Here is a 17,834-nt window from a genome sequence, read left to right on the forward strand (position 1 = left end):
CGAAGGCTGCGCTCAGTAGCGGCGCAGAAGCCCCGCGAGCCGGCCCTGGATGCGCACGCGCGAGGGCAGATAGACTTGCGGATCATGGGCGGCGTTGGCCGGGTCGAGCCGGATCATGCCCTTGTCCCGGTGAAAATATTTGAGCGTTGCCTCATTATTGTCGATGAGGGCGACGACGATGTCGCCATCCTGCGCATCCTCGCAGCGGCGGATGAGGGCGAAGTCGCCATCGAAGATGCCTGCCTCGATCATGGAATCGCCCGTGACCTGGAGGGCATAATGTTCGCCCGGCCCGAGAAGGGCGGTCGGCACGGCGAGCTGTTCGTGATCCTCGACAGCCTCGATCGGCAGGCCGGCCGCGATGCGGCCGACAAGCGGCACGCTGAGGGCAGGGGCGCTTGCCGCAGGCTGGCGCGCGGCGCGCCGTGCCCGGGCCGAGGCGATGTCGGTCACGCCGCCGCGCCTGTCGCCGGGCAGGGCATCGCCCGGCATGCGGAGCACTTCGAGCGCGCGGGCCCGGTTGGGCAGGCGGCGCAGGAACTGCCGCTCTTCCAGGGCGCGGATCAGCCGGTGGACGCCCGACTTCGACTTCAGGTCGAGCGCTTCCTTCATTTCCTCGAAGGAGGGGGAGACGCCGGTTTCGGCCAGCCGCGACTGGATGAACTGAAGAAGTTCATGTTGCTTTGCTGTCAGCATCAGGTCCTCCACCGGAACATGGGTGGAACATTAGGGGAACCATTCGAAACAAGTCAAGCGCTGGCGTGGCATGGCCTCCGCCCATGGGCAACAGGGCGTCTCAGTCGGGCGTTTCGAGAAGCATTACGGGAACGCTTGTGCCGGCCGGGGCCGCCTCCGCACGCGCGGGGCGGATGAGAAGCGCGTTCGCGCGCGCGAGCACGGACAGGAGCGAACTGTCCTGCGCGCCTGCGGGGCGGACGGTCAGGCCGTCATCGCGCTGCGTTACGATGGCGCGCATATAGTCCCGGCGCAGGCCGTTCTCGGCAACGCCGGTTTCCAGCCGGGCCATGCGCGGCTGCTCTTCCGGCGACGGGTCGCCCGCCATGTGGCGCAGCAGCGGCAACAGGAAGATGCGGGCGCAGACATAGGCCGAAACCGGATTGCCCGGCAGGCCCATCACCGGCATGTCCCCGAGCGTTCCCGCCATCAGCGGCTTGCCGGGGCGGATCGCGATCTTCCAGAAATCGATCCGGGCGCCGAGCGCCTCCAGCACCGGCTTCACCAGATCATGATCGCCGACAGAGGCGCCGCCGATGGTGACGAGAATGTCGGCGCCAGCCGAGGCGCGGATGGCGTCGGCCAGCGCCGCGCGGCTGTCGGGAACCAGCCCCAGGTCTGTCACGTCCGCCCCTGCGGCGCGCAGCAGGGCCGCCAGCATCAGGCCGTTGGAGCCGACGATCTGCCCCGGCCCCGGCAGCGTTCCGGGGGCGACAAGCTCGTCGCCTGTGGACAGCAGCATCACATGCGGGCGGCGATGGACGGGCAGTGTGGGCAGGCCGGCTGCCGCCAGCAGGCCAAGGCGGGCCGGGCCGATGCGGTCGCCCCGCCTTGCCAGCGGCGCATCCTCGGCAAAATCGATGCCCCGGCGCCGGATATGGGCGCCCGGCCCCGGCGGGCCTTCCCGCGGAAAGGCGACACTGTCGGCGACCCGCTCTGCATCTTCCTGCACCGCGACCGTGTCGGCGCCTGCCGGCACATGGGCGCCGGTGAAGATGCGCACGGCCTCGCCCGGTTGCAGCACGCCGTGCCAGGGATGGCCGGCGGCGGATTCACCCACGATCCGCAGCGGGCCGGGCAGATCCTCGAATCGCAGGGCATAGCCATCCATGGCGCTGAGATCGGCAGGCGGCTGGGTGAGCCGCGCCGTGACATCGGCGGCAAGGCGTCGCCCGCCGGCCTCCGCGATGGCGACATCCTCGGTCGCGGTCGGCCGGGCCAGCGCCAGCAGCCGCGCCAGAGCGGTGTCGGCCTCGATCAGATGGTCAGCCGGCACGCCAGTCGCCGGATTTGCCGCCGCGTTTTTCCAGCAGGCGGACGCCCTCGATCACCATTGCCCGGTCGAGCGCCTTCGCCATGTCATAGATGGTGAGCAGGGCGACAGAGGCCGCCGTCAGCGCCTCCATCTCCACGCCTGTCTGCCCCGTGGTCCGCGCTTCGGCTACGACACGGACATGGTCTTCGCCCGGTTCGAGCTGAACCGTCACCGAACTGAGCGGCAAGGGGTGGCACAGCGGGATGATGTCCGACGTCTTCTTGGCGGCCATGATGCCCGCCACACGGGCGACGGCCAGCACATCCCCCTTCTTCGTCGCGCCGCTGACAATGGCGTCGAGCGCTTGCGCCGACAGGCTGATGCGGCCCTCGGCAATGGCGACGCGGGCGGTGGCGGCCTTTTCGCCCACATCCACCATGCGGGCATTGCCTGCTGCATCGAGATGGGTAAGCCCCCCCTTCACAGGCGCGCCGGCGTTCACAGGCCGGTCAGCAGCCGCCGCGTGGCGGCTTCCACATCATCCTCGCGCATCAGCGATTCGCCCACCAGGAAGGTGGTGATGCCCGCCCGGCCCAGCCGGTTGAGATCCTCGTGCAGCGCAATGCCCGATTCCGAAACGAGGATGCGGTCGGCCGGCACGCGCGGCGCCAGCGCCTCGGTGACGGACAGGCTGGTTTCCATGGTTTTCAGATTGCGGTTGTTGATGCCGATGAGGGACGTTTTCAGGGCAAGGGCGCGATCCAGCTCGGATTCGTCATGCACTTCCACCAGCACGTCGAGTCCCATGGCGGTCGCCTCGGCCTCGAAGTCCTGCAGTTGCGCATCGTCGAGGGCGGCCACGATCAGCAAAATGGCATCGGCGCCCAGTGCGCGGGATTCGGCGATCTGGTAGCGATCGACGATGAAATCCTTGCGCAGGGCCGGAAGCCGGGGCGCGGCGTTGCGCGCTTCGGCCAGATAGCTGTCATGGCCCTGGAAATAGGGTTCGTCGGTCAGCACGGACAGGCAGGTGGCCCCGCCGGCCTGATAGGCGGCGGCAAGGGCGGCCGGGTTGAAATCCGGCCGGATAAGGCCCTTCGAGGGGCTGGCCTTCTTCACCTCGGCAATCAGGCCGACCCGCTCGCCGATGCGGGCCATCAGCAGCGCGCGGGCAAAGCCCCGCACGGGGCCGTTGGCATCGGGGTCGAGGCTTTCGGGCGGGCGGATGGCCTTGCGCGCGGCGACATGCGCGCGCTTGGCATCCAGAATGGGGGCGAGACGGTCTCCCATGGAATGATCCTAGCGAAAGCTGAGAAAACGGGCGAGGCGGTCGGCCGCCGCACCGCTGGAAAGGGCCTTCGTCGCGATGGCGATGGCTTCCGGCCAACCCTTCGCACGGCCGGCAAGCCGCAGGGCGGCGGCGGCATTGGCGACGACGATGGCGTGATAGGCCGGGCGGCCCCGGCCTTCGAACAGTGCCCGCAGGGCCTCGGCATTTTCTTCCGGCGTGCCCCCGGCCAGCGCTTCAGCCGCATGGGGGCCGAGGCCGAGGCGGTCCGGCTCGAATGTCTCGTCCGTACGCTGTTCGCCCTGCTGCCACACCAGCCGGCTTGGCGCATGGACCGCGATTTCATCGAGGCCGCCGCCATGGACGGTGAGCATCGCGTCCGCGCCCAGTCGGACCCCGGCTTCGGCCATGGGGGCCAGCCAGTGCGGCGCGAACACGCCCAGCATCTGGCGCTTCACGCCCGCCGGATTGGCGAGCGGGCCGAGCAGGTTGAAGATGGTGCGCCGGCCAAGGCTGCGGCGCACGGGGGCGACACGGGCCATGGCGGGGTGATGCTGCTGGGCATGCAGGAAGACGATGCCGACATCGTCGAGGCAGCGTTCCAGCCGGTCGGGCGCAAGCCCCGCCTTCCAGCCCAGCGCTTCCAGCACATCGGCCGCGCCCGAGCGGGAGGAGGCCGCCCGGTTGCCATGCTTGGCGACCGGAACGCCCGCGGCCGCCACCACGAAACCGACCGCTGTCGAGATATTGAGGCTGTGGGCGCCGTCTCCGCCCGTGCCGCACACGTCGATCGCGCCCTCGGGGGCGGAAACCGGCAGCATGTGCCGCCTGAGCACGCCGGCGGCCGCGGCGATTTCGCCGGGCGTTTCCCCGCGTTCCGCCAGCGCCAGGAGAAAGGCCGCGATCCGGTCATCCGGAACCGTGCCTTCCAGCATCGCTTCGATCGCGTCGGCGATGGCGCCGGGGTCGAGCGGGCGGGAGGGATCGGGCAGGGCGGTCACGGGTGCAGCCCCTCGGGATCGCGGTGGGCGATGCCGGCGATGTCGAGGAAATTGGCCAGCAGCCGGTGGCCATGCTCGGTCGCGATCGATTCCGGGTGGAATTGCACGCCATGCAGCGGCAGCGTGCGGTGCTGAAGGCCCATGATGATGCCATCGGCGGTTTCGGCGGTGATCTCCAGCGCTTCGGGCAGGCTTTCGCGCTCGACGATCAGGCTGTGGTAGCGGGTGGCGGTGAAGGGGCTGGGAAGCCCGGCGAAGACCGAGCGGCCCTGATGGTGGATGGGCGAGGTCTTGCCGTGCATCTGCACCGGCGCGCGCACCACCTTGCCGCCAAAGGCCTGGCCCAGCGCCTGATGGCCAAGGCAGACGCCAAAGAGCGGCAGGCGCGCATCGGCGGCGGCCTTGATGAGATTGAGGCAGATGCCGGCTTCGGTTGGCGAGCAGGGGCCGGGCGAGAGGAGAATCGCCTCGGGCCTGAGCGCCATCGCCGCGTCGACCGACAGCGCGTCATTGCGCCGCACCTCCACGGCCACGCCCAGTTCCATCAGGAAATGGACGAGGTTGAAGGTGAAGCTGTCGTAATTGTCGATGACGAGGATCATGCCCCCGCCCCGGCTCCCGCAGCCGCTTCGGCAATGGCGAGGAAATCGGCGGCCTTCAGGCTCGCGCCGCCCACCAGCGCCCCGTCGACATGCGGGATGGCCATGAGTTCGGCGGCGTTGCCCGGCTTTACCGAGCCGCCGTAAAGAATGCGGATGCCCTTGCCGATCTGGCCGGCGATGGCGGCGTGCACTTCGGCGACCTGTGCGGCCGTCGGCGTGAGGCCGGTGCCGATGGCCCAGACAGGCTCATAGGCGATGATCAGGGTTTCGGCTTTCGCGCCCGGCGGGACGGAGCCCTCGAGCTGCGCGGCGATCACCGCCAGCGTGCGGCCGGCTTCGCGCTCCGCCAGCGTTTCGCCAACGCACAGGATTGCGACACAGCCGGCGCGGCGTGCGGCTTCGGCTTTGTGGCGCACGATCTCGTCGGTTTCGCCATGGTCGGCCCGCCGTTCGGAATGGCCGACGATGATGTGGGTCGCCCCGGCATCGGCCAGCATCTCGGCGGAAATGTCGCCGGTGTGGGCGCCAGAGGGCAGGCGGTGGCAATCCTGTGCGCCGATCCGCACGGCCGAGCCGGTGGCCTTTGCGGCAAAGCCCGCCACCAGTGTTGCCGGCGGGCAGAGCAGAAGCTCGACACCCGCGGGCACGCTGGCCGCCACCAGAGTCTCGAGTTCGGCGACGGAGGCCTTCAGGCCATTCATCTTCCAGTTGCCGGCGATCAGTTTCATCGGTTCGATCTCTCGCTTGTTCAGGCGATGGAAAGCTGACCCTCTAGACATGGCGGGCATTGAACGGCAACCCACGGAACGATCCGCGATGACTGGCGCCCGCCTCTTTTCCGCCGCACTGGCGATGCTGCTGCTTCTGGTGGCCCAGATCCTTGCGCCTGCCGCCAGCGCGCAATCCCTGCTGCGCGATGCCGAAACAGAGGCCTTCTTCCGCGATATCGGCACGCCGCTGATGGAGGCGGCGGGCCTTGATCCGCGGGCGGTCGGCATAGGCCTAGTGGGCGATTCCAGCATCAACGCCTTCGCCACCCTTGGCCAGCAGGTCTATTTCCATTCCGGGCTGATCGTCGCCGCCGAGGATGTGCTGCAGGTGCAGGGCGTTCTGGCGCATGAACTGGGCCATGTGGCCGGCGGCCATGCCGTGCGGTTCAACGAAGGCGCGCGGCCGGCCACCAACATCACGCTGATGTCGCTGGTGGTGGGGGCCGCGCTGATCGCGGCCGGCGCCGGCGATGCCGGCATGGCGGCGATGATGGCCGGGCAGCAGGCCGCGATGGGCAAGTTCCTGGCGTTCAGCCGCGAGCAGGAAAGTCGCACCGACCAGGCGGGCGCCCAGTATCTGGAAAAGGCCGGGGTGGACGGCCAGGGCATGATCAGCTTCTTCCGCAAGCTGCAGGGCGATGAATATCGCCTCGCGATCCGTCAGGACAATGCCTATAACCGCACCCACCCGCTTTCGGGCGACCGGATCGCCCAGCTGCAGGACGTGCTCGAACGCTCCCCCCACTGGCAAAAGGGCGCGGACCCGGCGCTGCAGGCGCGCTACCAGCGCATCCGCGCCAAGCTGATCGGCTATGTCTCGGAGCCGGATGACACGCTGCGGGCCTATCCGCTGACAGACCAGAGCGCGCCTGCGCGCATGGCGCGGGCCTATGCCTTTCACAAGCGCGCGGAATCGGACAAGGCGCTGGCCGAGCTGGACGCGCTTCTGGCGGTTGCCCCGCGTGACCCCTATGTGCTTGAAATGAAGGGGCAGGTGCTGCTGGAATCGGGCCGGGTGGAAGAGGCGCTGCCGCCGCTTCGCAAATCCGTCGAGATGGCGAATGGCGAGCCGCTCATCGCCTCGATGCTGGGCCATGCGCTGGTGCAGCAGGCCGAGCGCGATGGCCGGCCGGAAATCTGGGCCGAGGCCGAATCGGTCCTTCGCGCCGCCCTCCAGCGTGACCGCCAGAACCCCTTCGCCTGGCTGCAGCTCGGCACGGTTTACGAGCGGCGCGGCGACAGGCCGCGCACGGCCCTTGCAACCGCTGAGCGGCTCATGCTTACCGGGGGCGACCCGCGCGCCATCGTGAATGCGGCGGCGCAGGCGGCGGCCGGTCTTCCGCGCGATACGCCGGAATGGCGCAATGCCGAGGATCTGCTTCAGCACGCGCGCAACCAGGCCGAGGACCAGAAGGACAGGCGCAGACGATGACGGACAAGGACGAACAGCCGGCAGCTGGAACCGGGCCGGCGAAGCCCGCGGGCCTGGCGCGGCACCTGGGGTCCATTCGCCCCGCGCATTGGGGCTGGTGGGCCGGCGGGCTTTTCGTCGGCGGCCTTTCCATGCTGGCCGTCATCAACTTCATGGGCGAAGGGCGCCGCCAGGCCGAGCCGGGGCGCGCGCAGATCGAAGCCATCGTCCGTGAAACCATATTGGAAAATCCGGAAATCATACCGGAAGCCATCAACCGCCTGCAGCAGAAGGAGGTGGAGAAGCTTCTGGCCAGCAACCGCGAAGCCATTGAAACCCCCTTTGCCGGCGCCTGGGCGGGCGCGGAGGATGGCGATGTGGTGCTGGTGGAGTTCTTCGATTTCAACTGCCCCTATTGCCGCCGCTCGGCCGCAGATGTCGAACGGCTGCTCGAGGAAGACCCTGGGCTGAAGGTTGTCTTCCGCGACATGCCGGTGCTGGGGCCTGAGAGCGAACGCTATGCCATGGCGAGCCTTTCGGCCGCGCGCCAGAACCGCTACTTGCGCTTTTACCGCGACGTGTTCCGGGGGCAGGGGGCGCTTGGGCAGGAGCGGCTGATCCGCACCATCCGGTCTGCCGGGCTGGATGAAAGCCGTGTCGCGCGCGACCTGGAGTCGCGTGAACTGAAGGACGAGATCGAAAAGAATCTCGGCCTTGGCCGCGCGCTGGGGCTGACGGGAACGCCCAGCTATGTGATCGGCAGCCAGATCCTTTCGGGCGCGGTCGGCTATGAGGGGCTGAAGGCCGCCATCGCCGATGCCCGCAAGGCGGCGAAGGCCGCAAATTAGAGCCCTGCGGCGAAGGCCGCAAATCAGAGTCCTGCGGCGAAGGCCGCAAATCAGAGTCCTGCGGCGAAGGCCGCATATTATGGCCTGACGGCGAATACAGCCGGCTGGACGGCAATCTGTCCTACAGGCAAATAAAACCATATTGGTTATCTTTTCTTGTGGGAGATAGCCGATGCGATTTGCTGTTATCGCCACCGCCCTGTTGCTGGGTGGCTGTGCTGCGCTGGATGGGGCCGGCCCGCCTGCCGTGGCGTTTCCACCTGCAGGCCTTGTCGATGAAAGGCTGTATGTGGCGGCTGATGCCATTCGCGCGGCCGTTGATGCGGGGGATGCCGTCAGCAGAGAGGCGCTGGTGCGCGCGCAGACGGACGTGGATGGCGCGCAGGCGATGCTTCTGATTCCGGATCGGGCGCGCCCTCTGCCGGAACGTGCGGCCCTCGGGATTTCGCTGCTTCTGTGCCGCGCCGGAATCGACCGGCTCGCCACCGCTTCCTGCCCGGGCATCGCAGGTGATGGCGCTCTATCCACTGAGCGGGACAGCGAGGCAGCGGCGAAGGCGCGGCGACTCTTGCGCCTTGGCTGCCTTGCGCCCCTGTCGCTTGTCGGGCCCTGATCCGGGAGTTTGCGCCGATTTTCGCAGGCTAACGGTCGATGCACAGGAGCCAATGAAAAAGGGCGGGGAAAACCCCGCCCTGATCCATAATCCGTAAGCCTGTGGCCGGTTCAGCCTCAGCGGCTGTAGAATTCGACCACCAGGTTCGGTTCCATCTTCACCGGATAGGGCACTTCGTCCAGCGTCGGCACGCGGACGTAGCTGGCCTTGAGACCGTCGACCGTGACATATTCCGGAACGTCACGCTCGGAGGACTGGGCGGCTTCGAGCACAAGCACCATTTCACGCGCCTTGGGGCCGAGTTCGATCACGTCGCCCGGCTTCAGGAGCGCCGAGGCAATGTTGCACTTGCGGCCGTTCACCAGCACATGGCCATGGTTGACCAGCTGGCGGGCGGCGAACACGGTGGGCGCCCACTTGGCACGATAGACGATGATGCCCAGGCGGCGCTCGAGCAGGCCGATCAGGTTCTGCGAGGTGTCGCCCTTCATGCGGACGGCTTCGGCATAGACCTTGCGGAACTGCTTTTCGGTGACGTCGCCGTAATAGCCCTTGAGCTTCTGCTTGGCGCGGAGCTGGAGGCCGAAGTCCGACATCTTGCTCTTGCGGCGCTGGCCATGCTGGCCTGGGCCATATTCGCGGCGGTTGACCGGGGACTTCGGGCGGCCCCAGACATTCTCGCCCATGCGGCGATCAAGTTTGTACTTGGCGCTCGTGCGCTTCGACATATGTTCATCCTTCGCTGGCCCCGGCGGGATTGCCATGGGGCGTGGCTGGCCCCATGCGGGGCAGCCGTTGCCCGGAACCGCGCGAATCCCCTTGAATGGAGAGTCGGGCCGCCGCTTCACCGGGCATGCGGGGCCGAATGCGAAGCGCGCCCCTAGCGCCGGCCGTGCGGATCGTCAAGTATGCGCGGGACTGCGGCCTTGACCTGAAGGCATGGCGCGGCTACTTGCGTTTCTTTCCCATAATCTGTCGCCAAGAGGCTCCGATGGCTCGCGTCACTGTTGAAGACTGCATCGAAAAGGTGCCGAACCGTTTCGACCTCGTTCTGCTCGCCGGGCAGCGCGCCCGCCAGATTTCCGGCGGCGCGGACCTGACGATCGACCGCGACCGGGACAAGAACCCCGTCGTCGCCCTGCGCGAGATTGCGGAAGAGACCATTTCCCCCGCCGCGCTCGAAGACAGGATCGTCTCCGACATGCAGAAGGTGCATATCGACGAGGACGATGTGGCCGACGAAATCGGCTCGCTGGCGGCTTCCGCAGAGGCCCTGCGCCAGACCGCTGCGGCCCCGCCGCGCAACCAGAATCTCGGCCCTGACGAATAAGGCCTGACGAATAAGGCCCGACTGCGAGGCTCGTTCTCGCGGGCCTTTCCCTCGATCAAGGGCGCGGCAGCCAGTCTGCCACGCCCTTTTTCATGCCCGCACCATTCCGCCCGCAGCACTTGCGCCCACAGCGCTTCCTGCGGCGGCATCCGCATGGCGGCCATGCGCCGGCACGCACAGTTTTCGCTTTCCTTTGTCGCCAGCACCCACATAGTTGCAGGCGATGCTGCGCCAGTATGAACTTGTCGAACGTGTGAAGGCCTATGATCCGGATGCGGACGAGGATCTTCTGAACCGTGCTTATGTCTTTTCCATGAAGGCGCACGGGTCGCAGCTGCGCGCATCGGGCGATCCCTATTTTTCGCATCCGATCGAGGTGGCGGGCATCCTGACCGACCTGCACCTCGATGACGAGACGATCGTGACGGGCATATTGCACGACACCATCGAGGATACGGTCGCGACCCGCGAGGACATATTGCGTCTGTTCGGGGAGAATGTGGCCCGTCTCGTGGATGGCGTCACCAAGCTCAGCCGCATCGAGGCGCAGACGGAAAGCGAGCGCGCGGCGGAAAACCTGCGGCGCTTCCTGCTTGCCATGTCCGACGATATCCGCGTGCTGCTGGTGAAGCTGGCCGACAGGCTGCACAACATGCGCACGCTCAGGTTCCTGAAGAACCCGGAAAAGCGCCGCCGCATCGCCCGCGAGACGATGGACATCTATGCCCCGCTTGCCGAGCGGATCGGCATGTATGGCTTCATGGACGAGCTGAAGGAGCTGTCCTTCGCGGAGCTTGAGCCGGAGGCCTACCAGTCCGTCACCAAGAGGCTGGAGGCGCTGCGCGCCGATGGCGGCGACATGGTGAAGCGGATCGAGAGCGGAATCCGCCACACGCTGGAGACGGCCGGAATTGTGGTTGATGATGTGCGTGGCCGTGAAAAACGCCCATGGTCCATCTGGCGCAAGATGCAGGACAAGCACGTCAGCTTCGAGCAGTTGTCCGATGTGATGGCCTTCCGCGTCATCACCCGCAACCCGGAGGATTGCTACAGAGCGCTGGGCGCGCTGCACCGCCGCTGGCCGGCCGTTCCTGGCCGCTTCAAGGACCATATCTCGAACCCCAAGCGGAACGGCTACCGCTCGCTGCACACCACGCTGCTCGACCGGGCGCGCATCCGGATCGAGGTGCAGATCCGCGATGCCGACATGCACGCCCAGGCGGAATTCGGCATGGCGGCCCACTGGGCCTACAAGCAGAAGACGGGCGCCGGATCGGTCAACTATCCCTGGCTGACTGACCTGATCGAGATACTGGAGCATGCCCAGTCCCCGGAAGAAGTGCTGGAGCACACCCGGATCGCGATGTTCCAGGAGCATCTCTTCTGTTTCACCCCCAAGGGCGAGCTGATCCAGCTGCCGCGTGGCGCGACCCCGGTGGATTTTGCCTATGCGGTCCACACCACGCTTGGCGACACCTGTGTCGGCGCGCGCGTGAACGGAAAGGTCGTGCCGCTTCGCACCCGGCTGCAGAATGGCGACCAGGTGGAGATATTGCGCTCATCCGCCCAGACGCCCGATTCCGCCTGGGACCAGTTCGTCGTGACGGCCAAGGCCCGTTCCGCTGTCCGCCGCCACCAGCGCCAGCGCCTGCGCGCCGCCCAGCTGAAGACGGGTGAGGCGCTGTTCCATGACACGATCCGGCGGCTGAAGGTGGACATCGGCGCCGAAGCGCTTTCGGAGGCGCTGAAGCGTCTGAAACTGCCGGACCAGCCCGCCCTGTTCGTGGCCATGGCCGACCAGAGCGTCACCGACGCGCAGCTGCTCGATGCCCTGGTCCCCGGCTCGTCCGCGCCGCGCAAGGCCCGGCGCAAACAGGCCCCCAGCACGCCAGACAGCGCCATAGTGGTGGATGGCGAGGCCCATGCCGGTGTCATGGAAATGGCGCCCTGCTGCATGCCCGTGCCGGGTGACCGGATCGTCGGCCTTCGTGTGCCGGGGCAGGGGCTTATGGTGCACACCATCGATTGCAAGAGCCTGGCCGCTGCCGAAAATGGCGACTGGGTGGACCTGAAATGGTCGCCCGATGTCCGTTCGGGCACTGGCCGGATCGAGATCGTGCTGATGAACGAGCCGGGCGCGCTGGCGCAGGTGACCGCGATCCTCGCGCAGCAGGGGGCGAATATCGTGAACCTGCAACTGCGCGAGCGTGACCGCGCCCATCATATCTATGTGATGGATGTGGAAGTTGACGACCTGAAGCATCTGATGGAGCTTGAACGCGGCCTGCGGGCGCCGGCGCTCGTCGTCTCCGTCGATCGTCTGCAGGGTTGATGGCGTCCGCGGGGCTGAAGTCGCCTGCAGGGGTAAAGCGCGGGCCTGCCGCTTTTTCGGCAAGCCCATATGTGGCATTGATGGCCCAGAGATATTTGTTGTTCGGATCCCGGAGCGTTTTCATCATGCGTCATTCCATCATCTGCCTCGCCCTGCTTGCCGCAGCGCCGGCAGCCGCCGGCAGCCTGCCACCCGCCGTTCGCGCGATGGTGGAAACGGCGGCGCGATCGGGTGACAAGGCGCGCATCGATGCCGTTGTCGGCGTGGCCAAGGAAACCAACCCGGACTCTTCTGCCGAGATCGACACCATCGTCTCCGCCATCGCCGAGGAGCGGGCGGCCGCACGCGAGGCGGAACTGCTTTCGGCCGGCGTCTTCGACAACTGGTCCGGCTCGGGCCAGCTTGGCGCCTCCCTTGCCACGGGCAACAGCGATACGCGCACCTTCACCGCCGGCCTTTCGCTGCGGCGGGACGGGGTGAACTGGCGGCACCGGTTCGACGCCATCGCCGATTTCCAGCGCAGCAGCGGCTCGACCGACCAGGAACGCTATCTCGCCGGCTACCAGATGGACTGGAAGATGTCCGACCGGACCTACCTCTGGGGCAGGCTGGAATATGAGCGCAACCGCGAGGCGGGAATCCGCCGGCGTTTCTCGGAGTCGGCGGGCTTCGGCTGGAATGCGATCCGGTCCGACACGGTGAAATGGGATCTGGAAGCCGGCCCGGCGCTGCGCCAGACCGTCTTTGTGGACAGGGATGAAAACATCTTTGCCGTTCGCGGCGCCTCCCGCTTCCTCTGGCAGCTTTCCGACACCACCGCCTTCAGCAACGATACCTCCGTCTTTGTCGATGGCACTACGACCATCGGCAACACAGCGGCGCTTACATCGAAGCTGATGGGCGCGCTTTCGGCCCGGCTTGCCTTCAACCTTGCCTGGGAAGACAGCCCGCCGCCCGGTCTCGAAAAGCTCGACACCGTGACGCGGGTGACCTTCGTCTATGATTTCTGAGCATCCCGCCGGAAGGCATGGGGGTTCACGGTGCCGCATGGCGCCCCCGCCTCTGGAACTGGCGGCGTGCAACCGCTAGGTGCGCAGGCATGAGCGAGAACAGCATGACTGACGACGAGATCCTGGCCGAATTCCGCGCGGCGGACGCCCTTCTGGAAGGGCATTTCATCCTGTCCTCCGGCCTGCGGTCGCCCCGCTATCTGCAATGCGCGCGCGTGCTGATGGACCCGGCCCGCGCCGGGCGTCTGGCCCGCGCACTGGCCGGCAAGATACCGGAGCCAGTGAAGGCCGAGGCGAAGGCCGTGATCGCACCGGCCATGGGCGGCCTGATCTGCGGCCATGAACTGGCGCGCGCCCTCGGGCTGCAATCCATGTTCGTCGAGCGGCCGACGGGCACGTTCGAGCTGAGGCGCGGCTTCCGGCTTGAGCCAGGCACGCCCGTGATCCTGATGGAGGATGTGGTCACCACCGGCCTGTCCAGCCGCGAAGCGATCCGCGCCGTCGAGGCGGCGGGCGGTCGCGTGATCCATGCCGCCGCCCTTGTCGACCGCTCGAACGGGCAGGCAGACCTTGGCGTGCCCTTCACGCCGCTGATCCGCCTTTCGGTCCCGAGCTATCAGCCCGATGCGCTGCCGCCGGAACTTGCCGCCATTCCGGCGGTGAAGCCGGGAAGCCGCGCCGCATGACGGGTCTGTTGCGGCTGGGGGTCAACATCGACCATGTCGCCACCATCCGCAACGCGCGTGGCGGCGATCATCCCTGCCCGCTTCGTGCCGCCCATGCGGCCGCTGCCGCCGGCGCCGATGGCATCACCGCGCATCTGCGCGAAGATCGCCGCCACATGACCGACGCCGATATCCTGCGCCTTGTCGCCGAGATCAGCCTGCCGCTGAACCTGGAGATGGCAGCGACCGCCGAGATGCTCGGCATCGCCCTTGCAACAAAACCGCATGCCGCCTGCATCGTGCCTGAGCGCCGTGCCGAGCGCACGACCGAGGGCGGCCTTGACGCGGCCGGCACGCTGGCCGGGCTGAAACCGATCGTGTCGCGGCTTGCCGATGCCGGAATCCGCGTTTCCCTGTTCATTGCGCCCGAAGTGCGGCAGATCGAAGCGGCAGCGGCGCTGGGTGCGCCTGTCGTCGAGCTGCACACCGGCCCCTATGCCCATGCAGGCGAAGCCGGCGACAGCCGCGCCGAACTGCAACGGCTGCTGGACGCCGCACGCCATGCCACGGCCTGCGGGCTGGAGGTGCATGCGGGCCATGGCCTCACCTATGCCAATGTCGGCCCCGTTGCCGCCATTGCCGAACTGGCCGAACTCAACATCGGTCATTTCCTCATCGGGGAAGCGGTGTTTCGCGGTCTCGATGCCGCCATCCATGAAATGCGCGCGCGCATGTCGGCGGCGCGGCTGGGCGCCGCCAGCTGATGCTGGTGATCGGCTTCGGCAACGACCTGTGCAACATCGAGCGCATCGAGGCCTCGATCGCCCGCTTCGGCCAGCGCTTCATCGACCGGATCTTCACCGAGACGGAGCAGGCCAAGGCCAACCGCCGGCAACTGACCCGCACGGGAACCTACGCCAAGCGTTTCGCCGCCAAGGAGGCCTGCGCCAAGGCGCTGGGCACCGGTTTCCGGCAGGGTGTCTTCTTCCGTGACATGGGTGTGGTGAACCTGCCCACCGGCCAGCCGACGCTGGCGCTGACGGGCGGGGCGGCGCTTCGCCTTGCCGCCATCACGCCGCCGGGGCATAGGGCCAGCATCCACCTCACGCTGACAGATGATCACCCCTGGGCACAGGCCATCGTGCTCATAACCGCGAGCCCCGCATGAACGCATCCGCGAACCAGAAACCGATCCCCGGAAGCCAGCCCGGCAAGGAGCCCTTCAACTGGAGCCGGGAGATCCGGCAGTGGATCTGGCTGATCCTCATCGTGCTCGGCATCCACAGCTTTCTCGCCAAGCCCTTCTACATTCCCTCGGAATCGATGATGGCGAACCTGCTGGTGGGGGACAGGCTGATCGTCACCAAATATCCCTATGGCTTCAGCTATCTGTCGCCCTCGCTGCCGATCCTGCCGCACATGGAGGGGCGCATCTTCGGCAGCATGCCCGAGCGCGGCGAGATCGTCGTGGTGAAAAGCCCGTCCGACGGGGCCGACTGGATCAAGCGCGTGATCGGCCTGCCGGGCGATACTGTGGAACTGCGCGATGGCGCGATCTGGCTGAACGGCATGCCCCTTAAGCGCGAGGCCCGGCCCGATACGGTGCTGCCCGTCACCCCCAACACCGATTGCCCCTACATGCCGCAATATCGCGCCACCAACGAGGCCGGCCGCGCCGTCTGCCGCTTCCCCACATTCGAGGAGACGCTGCCGGGCGGGGTTTCCTATCAGACGCTCGACATGGCGGACACCGAGCGCGACAATTTCGGCCCCATCACGGTGCCGCAAGGGCATCTCTTCCTGCTGGGGGACAATCGCGACAATTCCATGGACAGCCGCGTTCCGCCCGAACTGGGCGGGCTGGGGCTGGTGCCGTGGGAAAATATCGTCGGCCGCGCCGAATTCACGACCTTCAGCCTAGACGGCTCGCAAAGCCTGAACCCGCTCAGCTGGTGGGGCGCGCTCAGGGGCGAACGCGCTTTCCAGAGCCTGCGCATCTGAGGCGGGCCTGAAGCAGCCGGGCAGCGCTGGCCTGGCCGCTTCAGCGCTAGCCCATTATCAGCCTGCGCCCGGCTTCAGTCCTCGCCCATCTTGAGGGCGGCGATGAAGGCTTCCTGCGGAATGTCGACACTGCCGTACTGGCGCATCTTCTTCTTGCCTTCCTTCTGCTTTTCCAGAAGCTTGCGTTTCCGGCTGATGTCCCCGCCATAGCATTTGGCGGTCACGTCCTTGCGCAGCGCCGCGATGGTTTCCCGCGCCACGACACGGCCGCCGATCGCGGCCTGGATCGGGATCTTGAACAGATGCCGCGGAATCAGGTCCTTCAGCCGCTCGCACATGTGGCGACCGCGGGTTTCGGCGGCGTCGCGGTGGACGATCATCGACAGGGCGTCCACCTGCTCGGCATTCACCAGGATCGACATCTTCACCAGATCCCCCTCGCGGTGGCCGATCTGGTGGTAATCGAAGCTGGCATAGCCCCGGCTGATCGATTTCAGCCGGTCGTAGAAATCGAAGACAACTTCGTTGAGCGGCAGCTCATAGACGACCTGCGCCCGCCCGCCGACATAGGTGAGGTTCTTCTGGATGCCGCGCCGGTCCTGGCAGAGCTTGAGGATGGGGCCGAGATAATCGTCGGGGACATAGATGGTCGCTTCGATCCACGGTTCCTCGATATGATCGATGCGGACCGGGTCGGGCATGTCGGCCGGGTTGTGCAGCTCGATCACCTCGCCGTCCGTCATGTGCACCTTATAGACGACCGAGGGCGCCGTGGTGATGAGGTCGAGGTCATATTCGCGGCTCAGCCGCTCCTGGATGATCTCGAGGTGGAGCAGGCCGAGGAAGCCGCAGCGGAAGCCGAAGCCCAGCGCCGCCGACGTTTCCATTTCGAAGGAGAAGCTGGCGTCGTTGAGCCTGAGCTTGTGGATCGATTCCCGCAGCTTCTCGAAATCGGCGGCATCGGCCGGGAACAGGCCGCAGAAGACCACCGGCTGCACTTCGCGGAAACCGGGCAGCGCCGCTGCCGCCGGGCGCTTGGCGTCGGTGATGGTGTCGCCGACGCGGGCCTGGGCGATTTCCTTGATCTGTGCGGTGATGAACCCGATCTCACCCGGCCCGAGCTGCGGCAGCTGCTCGATCTTGGGGCGGAAGGCGCCCACGCGATCCACCAGGTGGGTCGTGCCGGTCGCCATGAACTTGATCATCTGGCCCCTGGTGATGCGCCCGTCGATCACGCGCACCAGGATCACGACGCCGAGATAGGGGTCATACCAGCTGTCGACCAGCATGGCCTTCAGGGGGGCCTCGATGTCGCCCTTCGGCGGGGGCACGCGCTCGACAATGGCCTCCAGCACATCGCCGATTCCAAGGCCCGTCTTGGCGGAGGTGAGAACGGCGTTCGAGGCGTCGAGGCCGATGATGTCCTCGATCTCGGCCTTCACCTTTTCAGGCTCGGCCGAAGGCAGGTCGACCTTGTTGATGACGGGCACGATTTCATGGTCATGCTCGATCGACTGGTAGACATTGGCCAGAGTCTGGGCTTCCACGCCCTGCGCTGCATCCACCACCAGCAGCGCCCCTTCGCAGGCGGCGAGAGACCGGCTGACTTCATAGGCGAAGTCCACATGGCCGGGCGTGTCCATCAGGTTCAGGATGTAGCTTTTGCCATCCTTGGCCTTGTAGTCGAGCCGCACGGTCTGGGCCTTGATGGTGATGCCCCGCTCGCGCTCGATATCCATATTGTCGAGCACCTGTTCCGACATTTCGCGGTCGGTCAGCCCGCCACAGGCCTGGATCAGCCGGTCTGCCAGCGTGGACTTCCCATGGTCGATATGGGCGATGATGGAGAAATTGCGGATTCGCGACATGTCCGTCGCATGATCTTGTGCCATCATCGCCCCTTGGCAGGGGGGCGCGCCGCTTTCAAGCTACCCTGCGCCGCAGGGGGCACCAGCCACGATCTGGCCGGACAT

19 protein-coding genes are annotated in these 17,834 nt (G+C 66.8%); 10 read left to right on the forward strand and 9 right to left on the reverse strand.

The features are described 5' to 3' along the window. Positions 1-12: 12 nt before the first annotated feature. The 7 genes from lexA to tpiA all read right to left on the reverse strand — a co-directional run bounded on the left by lexA (position 13) and on the right by tpiA (position 5,618). On the reverse strand, positions 13-696 hold the full coding sequence (gene lexA / locus ACUJ46_RS01775; RefSeq protein ID WP_445388737.1) for a transcriptional repressor LexA: 684 nt from the start codon (positions 694-696) through the stop codon (positions 13-15). 100 nt (positions 697-796) lie between these two features. Beyond that, positions 797-2,011 carry a molybdopterin molybdotransferase MoeA gene (locus tag ACUJ46_RS01780; RefSeq protein WP_445388738.1) on the reverse strand — a complete coding sequence of 405 codons (1,215 nt, stop codon included), beginning with the start codon at positions 2,009-2,011 and terminating at the stop codon, positions 797-799. Further along, a complete protein-coding gene (gene moaC / locus ACUJ46_RS01785) occupies positions 2,001-2,492 on the reverse strand; it encodes a cyclic pyranopterin monophosphate synthase MoaC (RefSeq protein ID WP_445388739.1) in 492 nt (163 codons plus the stop codon). The genes ACUJ46_RS01780 and moaC overlap by 11 nt, the downstream gene beginning before the upstream one ends. Continuing rightward, on the reverse strand, positions 2,489-3,280 hold the full coding sequence (gene trpC, locus ACUJ46_RS01790) for an indole-3-glycerol phosphate synthase TrpC (RefSeq protein ID WP_445388740.1): 792 nt from the start codon (positions 3,278-3,280) through the stop codon (positions 2,489-2,491). The genes moaC and trpC overlap by 4 nt, the downstream gene beginning before the upstream one ends. A 9-nt stretch (positions 3,281-3,289) precedes the next feature. Continuing rightward, positions 3,290-4,279, reverse strand: a complete 990-nt coding sequence (gene trpD / locus ACUJ46_RS01795) for an anthranilate phosphoribosyltransferase (protein WP_445388741.1) — start codon at positions 4,277-4,279, stop codon at positions 3,290-3,292. After that, positions 4,276-4,881: an anthranilate synthase component II gene (locus ACUJ46_RS01800; RefSeq protein ID WP_445388742.1), complete on the reverse strand. Its 606-nt coding sequence runs from the start codon at positions 4,879-4,881 to the stop codon at positions 4,276-4,278. Before ACUJ46_RS01800 ends, trpD begins: the two co-directional genes overlap by 4 nt. Further along, positions 4,878-5,618: a triose-phosphate isomerase gene (gene tpiA / locus ACUJ46_RS01805; protein ID WP_445389508.1), complete on the reverse strand. Its 741-nt coding sequence runs from the start codon at positions 5,616-5,618 to the stop codon at positions 4,878-4,880. The genes ACUJ46_RS01800 and tpiA overlap by 4 nt, the downstream gene beginning before the upstream one ends. 79 nt (positions 5,619-5,697) lie before the next feature. Here tpiA and ACUJ46_RS01810 point away from each other — a divergent pair, with 79 nt between their 5' ends. The 3 genes from ACUJ46_RS01810 to ACUJ46_RS01820 all read left to right on the forward strand — a co-directional run bounded on the left by ACUJ46_RS01810 (position 5,698) and on the right by ACUJ46_RS01820 (position 8,523). Next, entirely contained in the window at positions 5,698-7,083 is a 1,386-nt protein-coding gene (locus ACUJ46_RS01810) for a M48 family metalloprotease (RefSeq protein ID WP_445388743.1), read from the forward strand. Continuing rightward, positions 7,080-7,910, forward strand: a complete 831-nt coding sequence (locus tag ACUJ46_RS01815) for a DsbA family protein (RefSeq protein WP_445388744.1) — start codon at positions 7,080-7,082, stop codon at positions 7,908-7,910. The genes ACUJ46_RS01810 and ACUJ46_RS01815 overlap by 4 nt, the downstream gene beginning before the upstream one ends. 172 nt (positions 7,911-8,082) lie before the next feature. Further along, complete coding sequence (locus ACUJ46_RS01820; RefSeq protein WP_445388745.1) at positions 8,083-8,523, forward strand: hypothetical protein; 441 nt, start codon at positions 8,083-8,085, stop codon at positions 8,521-8,523. Between the two features lie 116 nt (positions 8,524-8,639). Here ACUJ46_RS01820 and rpsD read toward each other — a convergent pair whose 3' ends face one another. Next, complete coding sequence (rpsD, locus tag ACUJ46_RS01825) at positions 8,640-9,251, reverse strand: 30S ribosomal protein S4 (protein WP_445388746.1); 612 nt, start codon at positions 9,249-9,251, stop codon at positions 8,640-8,642. A gap of 263 nt (positions 9,252-9,514) precedes the next feature. Between rpsD and rpoZ the strand changes: the two genes are divergently transcribed. From rpoZ to lepB, 7 genes are all read left to right on the forward strand, one after another. Further along, positions 9,515-9,853 carry a DNA-directed RNA polymerase subunit omega gene (gene rpoZ / locus ACUJ46_RS01830; RefSeq protein ID WP_445388747.1) on the forward strand — a complete coding sequence of 113 codons (339 nt, stop codon included), beginning with the start codon at positions 9,515-9,517 and terminating at the stop codon, positions 9,851-9,853. A gap of 223 nt (positions 9,854-10,076) precedes the next feature. Then, complete coding sequence (locus tag ACUJ46_RS01835) at positions 10,077-12,185, forward strand: RelA/SpoT family protein (protein ID WP_445388748.1); 2,109 nt, start codon at positions 10,077-10,079, stop codon at positions 12,183-12,185. A 125-nt stretch (positions 12,186-12,310) separates the two neighbouring features. Then, the gene (locus ACUJ46_RS01840; protein WP_445388749.1) at positions 12,311-13,195 is read left to right on the forward strand and encodes a DUF481 domain-containing protein; all 885 of its coding nucleotides are present in this window, start codon (positions 12,311-12,313) and stop codon (positions 13,193-13,195) included. Positions 13,196-13,299: 104 nt separating this feature from the next. Further along, positions 13,300-13,881, forward strand: a complete 582-nt coding sequence (gene pyrE, locus ACUJ46_RS01845) for an orotate phosphoribosyltransferase (RefSeq protein ID WP_445389509.1) — start codon at positions 13,300-13,302, stop codon at positions 13,879-13,881. Further along, on the forward strand, positions 13,878-14,624 hold the full coding sequence (locus tag ACUJ46_RS01850; protein WP_445388750.1) for a pyridoxine 5'-phosphate synthase: 747 nt from the start codon (positions 13,878-13,880) through the stop codon (positions 14,622-14,624). Before pyrE ends, ACUJ46_RS01850 begins: the two co-directional genes overlap by 4 nt. A gap of 2 nt (positions 14,625-14,626) precedes the next feature. Beyond that, complete coding sequence (gene acpS, locus ACUJ46_RS01855) at positions 14,627-15,028, forward strand: holo-ACP synthase (RefSeq protein ID WP_445389510.1); 402 nt, start codon at positions 14,627-14,629, stop codon at positions 15,026-15,028. Further along, a complete protein-coding gene (lepB, locus tag ACUJ46_RS01860; RefSeq protein ID WP_445388751.1) occupies positions 15,025-15,861 on the forward strand; it encodes a signal peptidase I in 837 nt (278 codons plus the stop codon). The genes acpS and lepB overlap by 4 nt, the downstream gene beginning before the upstream one ends. 74 nt (positions 15,862-15,935) lie before the next feature. On the opposite strand, the gene lepA is transcribed toward lepB, so the two are convergent. Next, entirely contained in the window at positions 15,936-17,753 is a 1,818-nt protein-coding gene (lepA, locus tag ACUJ46_RS01865; protein WP_445388752.1) for a translation elongation factor 4, read from the reverse strand. Positions 17,754-17,834 lie beyond the last annotated feature (81 nt).

This window comes from Sandaracinobacteroides sp. A072, from assembly GCF_052616365.1.